Origin of the sequence: Nocardioides sp. Kera G14 (assembly GCF_020715565.1) — a bacterium.
In the GTDB taxonomy this organism is placed as follows: domain Bacteria; phylum Actinomycetota; class Actinomycetes; order Propionibacteriales; family Nocardioidaceae; genus Nocardioides.
In genome coordinates, this window is sequence record NZ_CP085839.1 from 2,437,609 (window position 1) to 2,452,240 (window position 14,632).

Genomic DNA, 14,632 nt, shown 5'->3' on the forward strand with positions numbered 1-14,632 from the left:
CTCAGAGATGGTTGACGAGACTGCACAGCCGGAGGCCGAGCCGGCCAAGCCGCTGCTCAAGGTGATCAACTCCGACGCGACGCCGGAGGAGGTCGCCGCCATTGTGGCGGTCTTCTCCGCGCTCGGCGGCGGCACCGCTCCGGCGGAGAAGCCGAAGCGCTCGGAATGGGCGAACCCGGCCCGTCAGATGCGCACGAGCCTTCCCTCCTCGTGGCGAGCGAGCAGCCTGCCCCGCTGAGGCTGGCCGCCCGCGGGGTCAGTCCGGTCAAGGGGACCCGGCACCTGGAGGTCTCGCATCTCGACCTGCGTGCCGACGGGCCCACGGTCGACCGTCGTTGGTGCGTCGTGGACGTGGAACGGCGCGTCGTCCTGCGTACGGTCCAGAACCCCGAACTGCTCCGGGTGGTCGCGCGGCTCGAGGACGGGCTCCTCAGTCTCAGCACCGACGGGCAGCCGCCCCTCAGTGCAGCCGCGCCGGCGTCCGACGAGACTCTGACGTGCGACTACTGGGGCCGCGCGACCGAGCTCCGACTCTGCTCCGGACCGCACTCGGCGTGGCTGAGTCGCCACCTGGGCCGTCCGGTCCGCCTCGCCGCGGCAGCGCCCGGCGCCGTGGTCTACGGAGCACCGATCACCCTGGTGACGACCGCGTCCTTGGAGGCGCTTGCCAGCCGGAGCGGTCTGGCCGACCTCGCCCAGGAGTGGACCCGCTTCCGCCCCACCCTGCTGCTCCACACCACCACGCCCGACGAGGAGCTCCACTGGCAGGGCCGTGAGCTCACCGTGGGCTCCGCGCTGCTACGGGTGGGCGACCCGGTCCCCCGCTGCGCGGTGATCGACCACCATCCCGAGACCGGCGTCCGCGACGCCAGGCTTCTCGCGCAGCTCCCCGGCCCGAAGCCGGTCTTCGGTGCCTACGCCACGGTCGAGCGGGCCGGCCGGGTCTGAAGGGGGGCGTCAGGGCGGTTCGCCTAGAGTCGCGGGCATGGTTCGCGAGATCGATTCCCGCAGCGAGGCCTACGTCGGCGAGGTGGTCGCGCTCGATCCCCTGACGGCGACGGAGCTCGGGATCCCCGGGCACGACCACGAGTTGCCGGACCTCTCTCCCGACGGCTTCGCGGCACGCGAGGAGGTGGCGAGACGGGCGCTGGCCGACGTACACGCGCTCAAGCCGGTCGACGAGCGGGAGGCCCTGGCTCAGGCGGCCTTCACCGAGCGGCTCGGCGTGCTGGTGGAGAGCATCGACGCCGGTCTCGAGCGCTGTGAGCTGTCGGTCATCGACGGCGCGGCGCACTGGATCCGAGGGGCGTTCGACCTCATGCCGACCGCCACGTCGGAGGACTGGGAGAACCTCACCGCGCGCATGACCGCCACGCCACGGGCGCTCGACCAGTACCGCACAACCCTGGCCGAGGAGGCCGCAGCCGGGCGCGTCGTGGCGCGCCGGCAGTACGTCGAGCACGCCCACCAGCTTCGTGACTGGGCCGGCTCCTACTTCACCAACCTCGTCGCCGAGGCGCCGGCCGAGGTGAAGACGCGCGCCGAGCAGGCCGCCGCCACCGCCTCGGCCGCGTACGCCGACCTCGGTGACTGGATCGACGCGGAGCTCACACCGTTGGGTCGCGAGCGGGACGGCGTCGGGCGCGAGCACTACGCGCTGGCGTCGCGCTACTTCCTCGGCACCGCCGTCGACCTCGAGCAGACCTATGCGTGGGGCTGGGAGGAGCTCGCGCGGATCGAGGACGACGGCGCAGTCACCGCCCAGCGGATCGTCCCGGGCGGCACGCTCGACGACGCGGTGAAGCTCCTCGATGCCGACCCGCACCGCAACCTCACGAGCCGGGAGGCCTTCCAGGAGTGGATGCAGACCCTTTCGGACCGCATCGTGCGCGAGTTCGACGGCGTCCACTTCGACATCCCGGAGCCCATCCGCACCCTGGCCTGCACCGTCGCGCCGATCAACGACGGCGGCGCCTGGTACACGCCACCGAGCGAGGACTTCAGCCGTCCGGGGACGATGTGGTTCTCCTTCACCGACGACCAGACCACCTTCTCCACCTGGCGGGAGACGACGACCGTCTTCCACGAGGGCGTGCCCGGCCACCATCTCCAGTGCGGCCAGGCCGTCCACCAGGCCGAACTGCTCAACCGCTGGCAGCGGCTGATGTGCTGGGTCAGCGGTCACGGCGAGGGTTGGGCGCTGTACGCGGAGCGGCTGATGGACGACCTCGGCTTCTTCGCCGATGCCGGTGACCGACTCGGCTTCCTCGACATGCAGGGCTTCCGCGCCGCGAGGGTGATCGTCGACATCGGTGTCCACCTGGGGCTGACGATCCCGCCCAACCCGTGGAACTGGCGCGTCGGCGAGACCTGGGACGCCGACCGGGTGCTCGAGTTCATGCTGCTGCACTCCCGCTCCGAGGAGGGCCAGGTCCGGCACGAGGTCAACCGCTACCTCGGGTGGCCCGGACAGGCGCCGTCGTACAAGGTCGGAGAGCGGATCTGGCTCGAGGCACGCGATGCCGCACGTGCCCGCGAGGGTGGCGCCTTCGACCTCAAGGCCTTCCACACCGAGGCGCTCAACCACGGCGCCGTACCGCTCGATCTACTGTTCCGCTCGACTTTGTGAGGTTAGGCTTCCGAGGTGCGCACGGCTCGCCCGGACTTCATGATCATCGGCGCCCCCAAGGCCGGGACGACGGCGCTCCACGCGGCGCTGGCGCGCCACCCCGAGGTCGCGATGAGCGTCCCCAAGGAGCCGAAGTACTGGCTCTGCGACGACGCTCCCCCGCCGGCGTACAACGGGCCGGGTGACGCCCACTCCCAGCAGGAGTGGATCTGGCGCCGCCGCGAGTACGACGCGCTCTTCTCCGGCATGCCCGAGGACAGGGTCCGCGGCGAGTCGACACCGTTCTACCTCTGGAGCCGGCAGGCACGCGAGGCGATCGCCACGGCACTGCCCGACGTGAAACTGATCGCGGTGGTGCGCGACCCCATCGACCGGGCCTACTCCAACTGGATGCACCTCTGGTGTGACGGCCTCGAGCCCGTCGGGGACTTCGTCACGGCCTTCCAGCTCCAGGAGGAGCGCGCGGCGCGCGGCTGGGCGCCCTTCTGGCGTTACGAGGGCCTCGGCCTCTACGGCCGACAGCTCGAGCACCTCCAGCGGTTGATCGACCCCGAGCAGATCCTCGTCCTTCGTTATCGCCAGTTGATCGACGACCCGTGCGGCACCGTCGACCGTGCCTGCGAGTTCCTCGGCATAGCGACGGGCCATCTGGGCGAGGTGCCGGCTGACAACTCGCGCTCCTTCGTGGAGCCCGGCTGGCGCCCGAACGTCTTCGGGCCGGTGATCCGTGCCGGCGCCTGGCTCGGCCAGTTCGCCCCTCCGGAGGTGTGGCGATCCGCAGAGCCGCGGCTGCGTCCGCTGCTGCGCAGCAGCGATGATGCCAAACGGCCGAGGCTCACCCCGGAGCAGCGGGCAGCGTTGCTCCCCGCCTTCGCCGAGGACATCGAGCTGCTCGCGAAGCTCACGGGCGACGACTACTCCGCCTGGCTCTCCGCCGAGGCCCGCGGCTCCTTCTCCGAGCGACGGAAGTAGCTCAGCGGACGACGGTGACCAGGTCGTGTGCGCCGTCCTCGCGGGCGGCCTCGACGTAGAACCGGATGCGCCCGTCGGGCAGCGGCACGGCGCTGGCGTAGCGGAAGGCGCCGTCACTGACCGGCGAGGCGATCGGCGGGACGCCCGCGTCGGGCGCCAGCCGGGTCCCGTCCCACGTCGCAAGCCCGGTGGTCTCATACCAGTTGGAGGCCGCATCGGCCCGACCGTCGTACAGCACGGTGAGGGGCTCGTGGCTGAGCACCGTCGTGACGCGCGCACCGCGCTCGTCCCACTCGCCGGGGCGGCCGGCGAGCACCTCACCGCCGTCGATCCAGGCGAGCCCATCGGCACTGGTGAGGTAGCGCGTGGTCATGCGGTCCTCGTGACCCGGGTCGGTGAGGGGGTGGCAGCAGAGCCACATCTCCCAGCCCCGCTCGGGTGACACGGTGATGACCGGGTCCTTCACCGCGAGCTCGTCGTCACCGGGCAGGACGACCTGGCGGTCACCGTGCGGTAGCTCCTCGGGCGTCGCGGCCGTGAGGCTGTCGACCCACCAGTGCTTGGAGCCCCACGTCGCGCAGGAGAGGTAGAGCCGCCAGCCGCCACCCTGGTCGGCGGGAAGGGGCACGAGCACCGGTCGCTCCAGCGACTCGCAGTGGAACCGGTCGCGCGAGACCTCGGCGACCGTCTCGAAGTTCACCCCGTCCGTGGAGCGCGCCACGTCGACTGTGACACCGCGACCCTCCGCCAGTGGTCGGCGGTTGCGCCAGGTCAGCCAGAAGACGCCGTCGACGAGCACTGCCGAGGCGGCGCCCGCCCAGTTCCCCGGCCCCTCACCCGGTGCAGGGATGACGATCTCGGCACCCTCGGCGGACGGCAGGGCAGGGAGGGCGCTCGTCGTCATGCCTTCGATGATAGGTGGACGATGCGGTCCAGGAAGGCACCGGTCTGCCGCATCGCCAGGTCGTTGGCCTGCGCGTGGTCGGAGCCGCGCCAGAAGCCATGCGGCACGTTCAGGTAGCGCGTGCCGACCGCGTCGACCCCCTTCTCCTGGAGTACGCCGACCAGGTGCTCCCCCTCGTCGCGGGCGATGTCCTCGGCGGCGGTGATCACGAGCGTCGGCGGGAGATCGGCGAGCCGCTCGGACCGCAGCGGCGCGACGTCGGGATGCATGGCCAGCGACGGATCGGCGAGGTACTGCGACCAGTACCACTGCGCCTCGTCGCGATCCCAGGTCCAGTCGGCGGCGTCGTACGACGGGAAGGCGCTCGCTGGGTCGAGGAAGGGATAGACCAGCACCACCGCGGTGACGAGACCGGGATTACGGAGGGCGCCGACCAGTGCGAGGTTGCCGCCGGCGCTGTCGCCGTGGGCGAAGACCTGCGTGGTCCTGCTCGCCGCCCAGGCGAGTGCGTGATCGGTGTCCTCCACTGCGGCGGGGAACGGATGCTCGGGTGCGAGCCGGTAGTCGACCGAGAGCACCGAGCGGCCGGTGCGGTTGGCGAGCCGGCGCGCGGGCGCGTCGTGGATCTCGACGTCATTGAAGACGAAGCCGCCGCCGTGGAAGTGGACGATCAGGCCGCGTTCATAGGGCGTCCGGTCGTCCATCCCCGCCGGCACGTACAGCCGGGCGAGCACTCCGGAGGCGTCGAGGTCCTCGACCCACGCGACCTCCTCCTTGACCTCCCGCTCGATCTCGCGGCGTCCGGCCTCACGGTCCTCGAGGGTCTGCTGGTAGTCGTCGGCGTCGACGTGGGACGGAACGGACCGTCCGTCGGGGCGCGTGCTCATGGCGCGCAGCCTCTCAGAGCGCCTCAGCGATGCGCGACGCGATTTCGCGCATCGCCTTGCCCCGGTGGGAGATGGCGTCCTTCTCGTCGACGCTCAGCTCGGCCGAGGTACGGCCGTCCGCGGTGTCGTCGGCGACGAAGAGCGGGTCGTAGCCGAAGCCGCCCTCCCCCGCGGGCGCCCGCAGCACGCGGCCGGTCATCCGCCCCTCGACCACGAGCTCGCCACCGGCGTGGACGAACGCGACGGCACAGGTGAAGTGTGCGCCCCTCCGCTCGTCCGGTACGTCGTCGAGCTGGTCGAGCAGCAGCTGGTTGTTCCGGTCATCACTCTTCGGCTTGCCGCCCCAGCGTGCCGACAGCACGCCGGGCATACCGTTGAGCGCGTCGACGCAGAGGCCGGAATCATCAGCCACAGAAGGGATTCCGGTGGCCTCGAAGCCGGCGCGGGCCTTGATCAGCGCATTGCCCTCGAACGTCGGCGCGTCCTCGACGGGCTCCTCATAGAAGTCGACGTCGTCGAGGCCGAGGACCTCGACGTCCGCGATGAGCGGCGCGAGGATCCGCTCCATCTCGGCGATCTTCTTGGCGTTGCGCGAGGCGACGAAGATGCGTGACACGAACTGCCCTTTCGGGGTGACGGGGTCGGCGGTCAGGACTGGCGGGAGGCGAGCTGGAGGGCGGTGAGATCGGCACAGCCCTTCGTGCCCAGCGCGAGGAGTGCCTGCAGCTCGTCCATGTCGAAGGCGGCGCCCTCGGCGGTGCCCTGGACCTCGATGAACTTGCCCTCGCCGGTCATCACGATGTTCATGTCCGTCTCGGCACGGGCGTCCTCCTCGTAGGGGAGGTCGAGCCGCGGAACGCCGTCGATGATGCCGACCGAGACCGCGGCCACGGAGCCCGTGATCGCATCGCTGACACCGAGCTTCTCCGCCGCATCCATCAGTGCGACCCAGGCACCGGTGATCGAGGCCGTGCGGGTCCCACCGTCGGCCTGGAGCACGTCGCAGTCGAGGTTGATCGTGTTCTCACCGAGCTTCTCGTAGTCGATCACGGCGCGCAGCGAGCGGCCGATCAGGCGCGAGATCTCGTGCGTGCGACCGCCGACGCGGCCCTTCATCGACTCACGGTCCGACCGCTCGTGCGTGGAGCCGGGGAGCATCGAGTACTCCGCCGTCACCCAGCCCAGGCCCGAGCCCTTGCGCCACCGCGGGACCCCCTCGGAGGCCGACGCGACGCACAGCACGCGCGTCTTGCCGAACTCCACGAGGACCGATCCGGCCGGGTGGTCCAGCCAGTTGCGGGTGATCTTGATGTCGCGCAGCTGGTCGTCGGCACGGCCGTCGGCACGCAGGCTCACGGAAGAGTCAGTCATGGCGCCGAGCCTAGGGCGTGTCTCACTTAACCTCCGCCTTGAGGATCCGGCGCAGCCCGAGCGCGAGCGGGATGCCGACCCAGATCAGCGCGGACACCACGAAGTGCGCCCACTGCTTGCCGGTCATCTCCGACAGCTCGTAGAGGTACTGCTGGGCGTCGAGGAAGTTGATCCAGGGCGCGAGCTTGTCGATCCACCCGATGTTCGCCGCGCCGAGCGCGATCAGCCCGGGGACGACGTACCGGTAGGCGAAGAAGACGACGATCGACGCCGCCGTGTTGAGCAGCAGGGCGGCCAGTGCGAAGCCGGTGAACATCGCCAGCGTCTGCGTGATCGCGAAGCCGATCAACCCGTCGGTGAACTCCTGGTCCCACCAGACCGCCTCGCCGCCGCTGGCGGTGAAGATGAGGTTGCAGACCGCACCGACGACGAGCGCCAGCACGATGGTCGCCACCGTGAGCAGTACGCCGACCAGCAGCTTCGCCAGGACCACCCGGCTGCGTCGTGACTCGAGCGTGAAGGTGACCATCGCCGTGCGCTGCGTCCACTCCGTCGTGACGAGCATGATGCCGAGGACCGGCAGCAGCACCGAGGTGATGAATGCCGCGACGGCGGTGAAGTTGCCCCAACTGGCGTCCGAGTCGTTGTTGACGATGGAGACGATGAGGACGATCACCTCGGCGATCGCGACGAGCAACCCGATGACGGCGATCAGCCAGAAGCCGGCCTTGGTGTCCCACGCCTTGCGGAACTCCACGCCGAGCAGGCGGCTGAAGGGCACCGGGGTCTCGTCGGCGTCGGGAAGCTGGGGAGCAAGGGTCTGCGTCTGATTCATGAGGCGTTCCCTTCGCGCTGGGTGTCGGCGGTGAGTTCGAGGAAGAGGTCCTCGAGGCCGGCGCCGCCGGACCGGAGGTCGGTGAGCACGACCCCGGCGGAGAGTGCCACCCGGCCGACGGCCTCGGGGGCGGTGTCGACCCGCAGCCCCTGACCCGCGGCCTCGGCCCGGTGACCGGCGGCGGAGAGCGCGGAGGCGAGAGCGGCGTTGTCGAGCGAGGTCACGAGTGTCTGCGCCGGGCCGGCCTGGGCGAGCAGGGTCGCTCGGTCACCTTGGGCGACGATGCGACCGCGCCCGATCAGGATCATCTCGTCGGCGATCTGCTCGACCTCGTGGAGCAGGTGCGACGACAGGAGGACGGTGCCGCCCCGGTCGGCGTACTCCTTCAGCAGGCCGCGCATCCAGCGGATGCCGGCGGGGTCGAGCCCGTTGGCCGGCTCGTCGAGGATGAGCACCTTCGGGTCACCGAGGAGAGCGTGCGCGATGCCGAGGCGCTGCTTCATGCCGAGGGAGTAGTTGCGGATCCGGCGCTTCGCCTCGGACGGTGTCAGCGACACCGCCGCGAGCATCTCGTCGACACGCGAGTCCGGGAGGCCCATCATCCGCGCGCCGAGGGTCAGCACCTCACGGCCGGTGCGGCCGCCGTGCTGAGCCGAGGCGTCGAGCAGGACACCCACGTGGCGAGCGGGGTTGGGGATGTCGTGGAAGGCACGGCCGTCGATCGTCACGCGGCCCTTCGTCGGCGCGGTCAGGCCGACCATGATCCGCATCGTGGTGGACTTGCCGGCGCCGTTGGGACCGAGGAAGCCGGTCACCCGGCCTGGCTCGCATCTGAACGTGACGTCGTCGACGGCGGTGAAGCCGCCGTACGTCCTGGTCACTCCTTGGACTTCGATCATGACCCCACCCTGTCAGGTGCGGCCTCGAGGTCACATCCGGAAACACCCTCATCTGGCCCTGACGAATGTCAGGGAACGAAGCTCAGAAGGTGTACACCGCGCCGGCGTCCGCGAGGTCGATCGGCCCGTCGAAGACGGCCCTGGCCTCGGCCAGCATCCCCTCACGCTCGTGCCACGCCGGGATGTGCGTGAGCACGAGCTGCCCGACGCGGGCCTTCGCGGCGACCTCACCGGCCTCGCGACCGGTGAGGTGCAGGCCGGGCGGGTTCTCGTCGACCTCGCGGAAGCTCGCCTCGGCGAGCAGCAGGTCGGCCTCCACGGCCACGTCGAGCAGCGTGTCCGTGGGGCCGGTGTCGCCGGTGTAGGCGAGCACCTTGCCCTCGCACTCGATCCGGAAGCCGTACGCCGGGACCGGGTGGTCGACCTCGTAGGGGGTGAGGGCGAACGGCCCGATCCTGACCGGCTCACCGTGGTGGTGCCGGTTGAACTTGAACTCCTCGCGCATCCCCGGGGTGCGCGGGAGGTCATAGGCGCGCGCGAGCCGCCAGCCGGTGCCCTTGGGCCCGTAGACGGGGATCCGCGGCTGCTGGCCGCTCGGGTGGTACTTCCGCAGGACGTAGTACGACGTCATGTCGAGGCAGTGGTCGGCATGCAGGTGCGACAGGAAGACGGCGTCCATCGCCAGCGGGTCGGTGTAGTTGTGCAGCGCGCCGAGCGAGCCGTTGCCCATGTCGAGCAGGATCCGCCAGATCCTCATCACCCCGCCGAGCTTCGGGTCCGGCGCCTCAGCCTCCAGCAGGTAGCTGCTGGCAGGCGACTCGGGCCCGGGGTAGGAACCCGCACAGCCGACGATGGTGAGCTTCACGCCAGGCCTCCTGCGAACTGCGAAGCGGCCGCCATCTCAGGTCCGAGGAACCGCCGCCCGATCGTCTCGAACTCGTTCGGCGCACCGGTGGTGAGGAAGTGGTACGCCGGCTCGCCACCCTGCCGCATCAGGCCGGTGTTCGCCAGCATCTTGTAGACGTCCTTCGCGCACTCCTCCGCGCTCGAGACCAACGTCACGTCGTCGCCCATGATGGAGGAGATGACTCCGGTGAGCAGCGGGTAGTGCGTGCAGCCGAGGACGACGGTGTCGACGTTGGCCGCGATGAGCGGATCCAAGTAATCGTGCGCGGCGGCGAAGAGCTCGTCACCGCCCGTCACACCGGCCTCGACGAACTCCACGAAGCGCGGGCACGCCTGCGTCGTCAGCTCGACCTGCGGCGCGGCCGCGAAGGCGTCGTCGTAGGCCTGGGAGTCGATCGTGGCGCGTGTCCCGATGACCCCGATCCGTCCGGACTTCGTCGCGCGGACCGCACGGCGCGTCGCCGGCAGGATCACCTCGACGACCGGCACGGTGTAGCGCTCTCGGGCGTCGCGCAGCATCGCCGCACTCGCCGAGTTGCACGCGATCACCAGCGCCTTGACCCCGAGGTCGACCAGGTGGTCGAGGCACTCCAGTGCGTACTCCCGCACCTCCGCGATCGGCTTGGGCCCGTACGGCGCCCGCGCGGTGTCACCGACATAGGTGATCGACTCATGCGGCAACTGGTCGATGACGCTCCGCGCGACGGTCAGCCCGCCGAACCCGGAGTCGAAGATCCCGATCGGAGCATCCACGTCGACCACGGCTTCGACTCTACCGGCGCTCACGCCCAGAGCTGGCCTTCCAAGGCTTCCTCGGCGTCGTCGACCGTGCCTTCATAGGCGCCGGTCGAGAGGTACTTCCAGCCACCGTCGGCGACGACGAAGGCGATGTCGGCCGCCTGCTCGGCGGCGAACGCCTTCGCGGCCTGGCCGAGCGCGGCGTGCAGGATGGCGCCGGTCGAGATGCCGGCGAAGATGCCCTCGAGCTCGAGCAGCTCGCGGACACGGCGGACGGCATCGCGCGGGCCGACCGAGAAGCGCGTGTCGATCAGGCTGGCGTCGTACAACTCGGGCACGAAGCCCTCGTCGAGGTTGCGCAGGCCGTAGACGAGCTCCCCGTAGCGCGGCTCGGCGGCGACGATGCGCACGTCCGGCTTGGCGGCACGGAAGAAGCGCGAGACACCCATCAGGGTTCCCGTCGTCCCCAGTCCGGCGACGAAGTGCGTGATCGACGGAAGGTCGGCGAGCAGCTCCGGGCCGGTGCCCTCTTCGTGCGCGAGGGCGTTGGCGGCGTTGCCGTACTGGTAGAGCATCACCCAGTCGGGGTGCTCGGCGGCGAGCCGCTTGGCGACACGGACGGCCTCGTTGGAGCCGCCTGCGGCCGGCGAGGAGACGATCTCGGCGCCCCACATCCGGAGCAGCTGGCGCCGCTCCTCCGACGTGTTCTCCGGCATCACGAAGACGGTGCGGTAGCCCTTGAGCTTGGCCGCCATCGCGATCGAGATGCCGGTGTTGCCCGACGTCGGCTCGAGGATGGTGCAACCGGCGCGGAGGGTGCCGTCCTTCTCCGCCTCCTCGATCATCCGGAGCGCCGGGCGGTCCTTGATCGAGCCGGTCGGGTTGCGGTCCTCGAGCTTGGCCCACAGCCGGACCTCCGGCCGGCCCGGCACGTTGAACGTGCTGGAGAGCCGGCGCAGCCCCACCAGTGGGGTGTTCCCCACCGACGCGATGAGGCTGTCGTAACGCATGAGCTCAGCGGGCTCCGCCCGCAACGGCGGGCAGCACGACGACGTTGTCGCCGTCCTTGAGCGGCGCCTCGAGCGAGCCGAGGAAGCGGACGTCCTCGTCGTTGATGTAGATGTTCACGAAACGACGAAGCTCGCCGCCGTCGAGCAGGCGGTCCTTGATGCCGGCGTGGTTGGCCTCGAGGTCGTCGATCAGCGCGGCAAGCGTGTCTCCGGAGGCGGTGACAGCCTTCTCGCCGCCGGTGTAGGTGCGCAGGATGGTGGGGATACGGACCTCGATGGCCATGACAATCTCCTAGTTGATGTTCGCGACGATGGTGACCTCTTCTTCGGTCACCACACCGTCCACGATCCGATAAGAACGAAACTCGACGGGACCATCGTTATTCCCGTGCTCGCGAGTGCTGATCAGGACGTAGTGCGCGCCGGGCTCGCTGGCCAGCTTCACGTCGGTGACGCTCGGGTAGGCCTCGGTCGCGGTGTGTGAGTGGTAGATCACCACCGGCTCCTCGTCCCGGTCCCACATCTCCTTGTAGAGCTCGAGCAGCTCGGTGCTGTCGTACTCGTAGAAGGTGGGACTGCCGGCGGCGTTGATCATCTCGACCACGCGCTCGGGCCGGTCGGAGCCCTCGGGCCCGACGACCATGCCGCACGCCTCGTCGGGATGATCCCGCTTCGCATGCGCGACGAGGGCGTCATACGTCGCCCGGTCGATGGTCAGCATATGGACAAGCCTAGGGGGTGGGTGAGGCCCGGAGCTCAGCCGCCCAATGATTGGACGAGCGTCTCCTGGAGATACCCGACCCAGTCGTAGATGTCGTGCGCCTGCGCGGTGGGGTCGTCGTCCGGGAGCGAGGCCCAGTAGTCGTCATCACCCTCCTCGACGCCGAGCCTGGTCGCGAGAGCGAGTCGGATGTCGGTGAAGGAGCGCATCCAGGTGAGCGCCGCGGGCTCGTCGAGCTCGACGTCGATCATGAGGCCGTCCTCGGTGAGCTCCGGAGGCAGGCCGGCCTCCTCGAGAGTGTCGATGATCAGCGAGGCGGCGTCTGCCTTGCCGTCGCGCAGGCCCTGCTCGGTGAAGCGGCGGAAGTCCGAGGCGGCCTCCTCGTCCCCCCGGTAGGCCGTCGGGAAGAGGCGGGCCAGGACCGGGTCCTCCGGCTCGCGGGTGGGGCCGCTGAAGTCCATCAGGGCCTCGAAGGGGTCGACCTCGATCTGGGCGGCGTGCTCGTTGCGGAGCAGCTCGACGAGCTGGCCGGCGAGCGAGCGCAGCAGGTCGGCCTCGAAGCCGCTGAAGGTCGCGAAGATCGCACCGGAGCGCCGGTGCCGGGAGAAGCCGGTCACTGACGACATCCTTCCACGAGGTGCCACGATGACCACCGTGGACTCGACAGCACTCCTCACCGACCACTATGAGCTCACCATGCTCCAGGCCGCCCTGGCCGCCGGGACTGCGGAGCGGCGCGCGGTCTTCGAGCTCTTCCCCCGCCGCCTGCCGGAGGGACGTCGGTACGGCGTCGTGGCCGGGGTCGGACGAGCGCTGGACGCCCTCGAGGCCTTCCGGTTCGACGACGCGGTGCTCGCCGCGCTCGACGGGGTCGTCGATGAGCCGACCCTCGGCTGGCTCGCGGACTACCGCTTCACCGGAAGCGCCTGGGGATACCCGGAGGGCGAGCTCTACTTCCCGCACTCCCCTCTCCTCGTCGTGGAGTCGAGCTTCGCGGAGGCCGTGCTGCTGGAGACGCTCCTGCTCTCGATCTACAACCACGACTCGGCGGTCGCCTCGGCGGCCTCCCGGATGACGCTGGCGGCAGGAGCGAGGAGCTGCGTCGAGATGGGATCGCGCCGCACGCACGAGGAGGCGGCGGTCGCCGCCGCTCGAGCGGCCTACATCGCCGGCTTCGACGCCACCTCCAACCTGGCCGCTCGACAGCGGTACGGGATCCCGTCGACCGGCACCAGTGCGCACTCCTTCACCCTCCTGCACGACACCGAGGAGCAGGCCTTCCGTGCCCAGGTCGCCTCCCTCGGAACGGGCACCACCCTCCTGGTCGACACCTACGACATCGCCGAGGCGGTCCGGGTCGGCGTCGAGGTGGCGGGTCCGGAGCTCGGCTCGGTGCGGCTCGACTCCGGCGATCTCGGCGTGCTCGCCGAGCAGGTGCGGACCCAGCTGGATGCGCTCGGGGCGACGGAGACGCGGATCATCGTGACCAGCGACCTCGACGAGTACGCGATCGCGGCCCTCGCCGCGGCGCCGGTCGACGGCTATGGGGTCGGCACCGAGCTCGTGACCGGCAGCGGCCATCCGACCAGCGGCTTCGTGTACAAGCTCGTCGCCCGCGAGGGCAGCGAGGGAGAGATGGTCTCCGTGGCGAAGCGGTCCGTGGACAAGGTCTCGATCGGCGGGCGGAAGTACGCGCTCCGGCGTCGCTCCGCCGACGGGGTCGCCGAGGCCGAGGTGATCGGGATCGGCACCGCTCCGGTCGGCGACGGCGACGACCGCCCACTGCTGGTGCCGCTGGTCCGGGACGGCGAGATCGTGGGCCGCGAGCCGCTCGCCGCAGCCCGGGAGCGTCACGCGACGGCTCGCGCCGAGCTCCCGGTCGAGGCCCTCTCGATGGCCCGGGGTGAGCCGGTGATCGAGACCCTGTTCGTCTAGGCGTCCAGGGTCGCAGCCGGAGGGTGTCTTACTCCTGCTTCTCGAGCGTCGCCCACAGCCCGTACTCGTGCATCGCCTGCACGTCGCGCTCCATCTCCTCGCGGGTGCCCGACGACACCGCGGACTTACCGTCCTCGTGGACCTCGAGCATCAGCTTCTCCGCCTTCTTCTTCGAGTAGCCGAAGTGCTTCTGGAAGACGAAACTCACATAGCTCATCAGATTGACGGGGTCGTTCCAGACGATCGTCACCCACGGCGTCGACGGAACCGTCAGGTCGTCGGCGACCGGCTCGTCAAGCTCGATAGGACTCGGCGCGCTCACTCGTCAAGGATGTCACGAAGGACCGACACCGCAGTGGCCAGCTCGGCCTCGGTGCGTCCGGCGGCGCGGAGGCGTTTCATGATGGAGCCGGCGTACGCGCTCCGGAAGTGTTCCAGCTCGGTGCGTCCCGCCTCGGTGAGGCTCACGACGGCCCCGCGCGCGTCGGTGGGATGCGGCTCCTTCGAGACGAAGCCGCCGTCGACGAGCTGAGCGACCGCCGTCGACATCGTCGGCTGCGAGCAGCCGTCGATCCGCGACAGCTCGGTCACACCGAGAGGGCCGTGCTCCTCCAGGACCGAGAGCACCCGCATCCCTGCAGGCGCGTCGTGGCGCCGGCGGAGCGATCGCACCAGCCGGGCGGCATAGATCGCCAGGTCCGCGCTCAGAGCGAGCGAGTGGTTGAGCGGGACACCGGTGGTCATGCGCTGCATCGTAGCGATCCGTTCCTCATCAGTTGACGTTCCGACATTGATTTACATAGTAATCCTATGTAAAGTTGGAGG

19 protein-coding genes are annotated in these 14,632 nt (G+C 70.0%); 5 read left to right on the plus strand and 14 right to left on the minus strand.

Annotation, left to right across the window (positions count from 1 at the left end):
- Positions 1–7 precede the first annotated feature (7 nt).
- From LH076_RS11925 to LH076_RS11940, 4 genes are read left to right on the plus strand one after another with little or no spacing between them, the layout of a single operon-like run.
- Positions 8–238, plus strand: a complete 231-nt coding sequence (locus LH076_RS11925) for an acyl-CoA carboxylase subunit epsilon (protein ID WP_227780936.1) — start codon at positions 8–10, stop codon at positions 236–238.
- Positions 211–948 carry an MOSC domain-containing protein gene (locus tag LH076_RS11930; RefSeq protein ID WP_227780937.1) on the plus strand — a complete coding sequence of 246 codons (738 nt, stop codon included), beginning with the start codon at positions 211–213 and terminating at the stop codon, positions 946–948. Before LH076_RS11925 ends, LH076_RS11930 begins: the two co-directional genes overlap by 28 nt.
- 37 nt (positions 949–985) lie before the next feature.
- Positions 986–2,629, plus strand: coding sequence for a DUF885 domain-containing protein (locus LH076_RS11935; protein ID WP_227780939.1), 1,644 nt, complete (start codon positions 986–988; stop codon positions 2,627–2,629).
- Between the two features lie 15 nt (positions 2,630–2,644).
- Positions 2,645–3,601 (plus strand): sulfotransferase family protein, encoded by a 957-nt coding sequence (locus LH076_RS11940; RefSeq protein WP_227780940.1) that lies wholly within the window; start codon positions 2,645–2,647, stop codon positions 3,599–3,601.
- A 1-nt stretch (position 3,602) separates the two neighbouring features.
- Here LH076_RS11940 and LH076_RS11945 read toward each other — a convergent pair whose 3' ends face one another.
- The 12 genes from LH076_RS11945 to LH076_RS12000 form a co-directional block, all read right to left on the minus strand.
- Positions 3,603–4,505, minus strand: a complete 903-nt coding sequence (locus LH076_RS11945) for a hypothetical protein (RefSeq protein WP_227780941.1) — start codon at positions 4,503–4,505, stop codon at positions 3,603–3,605.
- Positions 4,502–5,392, minus strand: a complete 891-nt coding sequence (locus LH076_RS11950; RefSeq protein ID WP_227780943.1) for an alpha/beta hydrolase — start codon at positions 5,390–5,392, stop codon at positions 4,502–4,504. Before LH076_RS11950 ends, LH076_RS11945 begins: the two co-directional genes overlap by 4 nt.
- Positions 5,393–5,405: 13 nt before the next feature.
- Positions 5,406–6,008: an RdgB/HAM1 family non-canonical purine NTP pyrophosphatase gene (gene rdgB / locus LH076_RS11955; protein ID WP_227780944.1), complete on the minus strand. Its 603-nt coding sequence runs from the start codon at positions 6,006–6,008 to the stop codon at positions 5,406–5,408.
- 32 nt (positions 6,009–6,040) lie between these two features.
- Positions 6,041–6,763 (minus strand): ribonuclease PH, encoded by a 723-nt coding sequence (rph, locus tag LH076_RS11960; protein WP_321573701.1) that lies wholly within the window; start codon positions 6,761–6,763, stop codon positions 6,041–6,043.
- A 22-nt stretch (positions 6,764–6,785) separates the two neighbouring features.
- Positions 6,786–7,598: an ABC transporter permease subunit gene (locus LH076_RS11965; protein ID WP_227780945.1), complete on the minus strand. Its 813-nt coding sequence runs from the start codon at positions 7,596–7,598 to the stop codon at positions 6,786–6,788.
- Complete coding sequence (locus LH076_RS11970; protein ID WP_227780946.1) at positions 7,595–8,497, minus strand: ABC transporter ATP-binding protein; 903 nt, start codon at positions 8,495–8,497, stop codon at positions 7,595–7,597. Before LH076_RS11970 ends, LH076_RS11965 begins: the two co-directional genes overlap by 4 nt.
- Positions 8,498–8,579: 82 nt before the next feature.
- Positions 8,580–9,362, minus strand: coding sequence for an MBL fold metallo-hydrolase (locus tag LH076_RS11975; RefSeq protein WP_227780947.1), 783 nt, complete (start codon positions 9,360–9,362; stop codon positions 8,580–8,582).
- Positions 9,359–10,165 carry a glutamate racemase gene (murI, locus tag LH076_RS11980; RefSeq protein WP_227780948.1) on the minus strand — a complete coding sequence of 269 codons (807 nt, stop codon included), beginning with the start codon at positions 10,163–10,165 and terminating at the stop codon, positions 9,359–9,361. The genes LH076_RS11975 and murI overlap by 4 nt, the downstream gene beginning before the upstream one ends.
- Positions 10,166–10,185: 20 nt before the next feature.
- Entirely contained in the window at positions 10,186–11,151 is a 966-nt protein-coding gene (locus LH076_RS11985) for a PLP-dependent cysteine synthase family protein (RefSeq protein WP_227780949.1), read from the minus strand.
- A 4-nt stretch (positions 11,152–11,155) separates the two neighbouring features.
- Complete coding sequence (locus tag LH076_RS11990; RefSeq protein ID WP_227780950.1) at positions 11,156–11,434, minus strand: MoaD/ThiS family protein; 279 nt, start codon at positions 11,432–11,434, stop codon at positions 11,156–11,158.
- Between the two features lie 9 nt (positions 11,435–11,443).
- Positions 11,444–11,872: a Mov34/MPN/PAD-1 family protein gene (locus tag LH076_RS11995; RefSeq protein ID WP_227780951.1), complete on the minus strand. Its 429-nt coding sequence runs from the start codon at positions 11,870–11,872 to the stop codon at positions 11,444–11,446.
- Positions 11,873–11,907: 35 nt separating this feature from the next.
- Positions 11,908–12,489 (minus strand): DUF2017 domain-containing protein, encoded by a 582-nt coding sequence (locus LH076_RS12000; protein ID WP_227780952.1) that lies wholly within the window; start codon positions 12,487–12,489, stop codon positions 11,908–11,910.
- Between the two features lie 28 nt (positions 12,490–12,517).
- Between LH076_RS12000 and LH076_RS12005 the strand changes: the two genes are divergently transcribed.
- A complete protein-coding gene (locus LH076_RS12005; RefSeq protein WP_227780953.1) occupies positions 12,518–13,807 on the plus strand; it encodes a nicotinate phosphoribosyltransferase in 1,290 nt (429 codons plus the stop codon).
- A gap of 28 nt (positions 13,808–13,835) precedes the next feature.
- Here LH076_RS12005 and clpS read toward each other — a convergent pair whose 3' ends face one another.
- Both clpS and LH076_RS12015 read right to left on the minus strand, forming a co-directional pair.
- Complete coding sequence (gene clpS, locus LH076_RS12010; RefSeq protein ID WP_415753129.1) at positions 13,836–14,129, minus strand: ATP-dependent Clp protease adapter ClpS; 294 nt, start codon at positions 14,127–14,129, stop codon at positions 13,836–13,838.
- A complete protein-coding gene (locus LH076_RS12015; RefSeq protein ID WP_227780954.1) occupies positions 14,126–14,551 on the minus strand; it encodes a MarR family winged helix-turn-helix transcriptional regulator in 426 nt (141 codons plus the stop codon). The genes clpS and LH076_RS12015 overlap by 4 nt, the downstream gene beginning before the upstream one ends.
- Positions 14,552–14,632 lie beyond the last annotated feature (81 nt).

Coding starts and splice junctions, on each gene's coding strand:
- LH076_RS11925 (WP_227780936.1), top strand. CDS start 8: ATGGTTGACGAGACTGCACAGCCGGAGGCCGAGCCGGCCAAGCCGCTG.
- LH076_RS11935 (WP_227780939.1), top strand. CDS start 986: ATGGTTCGCGAGATCGATTCCCGCAGCGAGGCCTACGTCGGCGAGGTG.
- LH076_RS11945 (WP_227780941.1), bottom strand. CDS start 4,505: ATGACGACGAGCGCCCTCCCTGCCCTGCCGTCCGCCGAGGGTGCCGAG.
- LH076_RS11950 (WP_227780943.1), bottom strand. CDS start 5,392: ATGAGCACGCGCCCCGACGGACGGTCCGTTCCGTCCCACGTCGACGCC.
- rph (WP_321573701.1), bottom strand. CDS start 6,763: ATGACTGACTCTTCCGTGAGCCTGCGTGCCGACGGCCGTGCCGACGAC.
- LH076_RS11965 (WP_227780945.1), bottom strand. CDS start 7,598: ATGAATCAGACGCAGACCCTTGCTCCCCAGCTTCCCGACGCCGACGAG.
- LH076_RS11970 (WP_227780946.1), bottom strand. CDS start 8,497: ATGATCGAAGTCCAAGGAGTGACCAGGACGTACGGCGGCTTCACCGCC.
- LH076_RS11985 (WP_227780949.1), bottom strand. CDS start 11,151: ATGCGTTACGACAGCCTCATCGCGTCGGTGGGGAACACCCCACTGGTG.
- LH076_RS11990 (WP_227780950.1), bottom strand. CDS start 11,434: ATGGCCATCGAGGTCCGTATCCCCACCATCCTGCGCACCTACACCGGC.
- LH076_RS11995 (WP_227780951.1), bottom strand. CDS start 11,872: ATGCTGACCATCGACCGGGCGACGTATGACGCCCTCGTCGCGCATGCG.
- LH076_RS12005 (WP_227780953.1), top strand. CDS start 12,518: ATGACCACCGTGGACTCGACAGCACTCCTCACCGACCACTATGAGCTC.
- LH076_RS12015 (WP_227780954.1), bottom strand. CDS start 14,551: ATGACCACCGGTGTCCCGCTCAACCACTCGCTCGCTCTGAGCGCGGAC.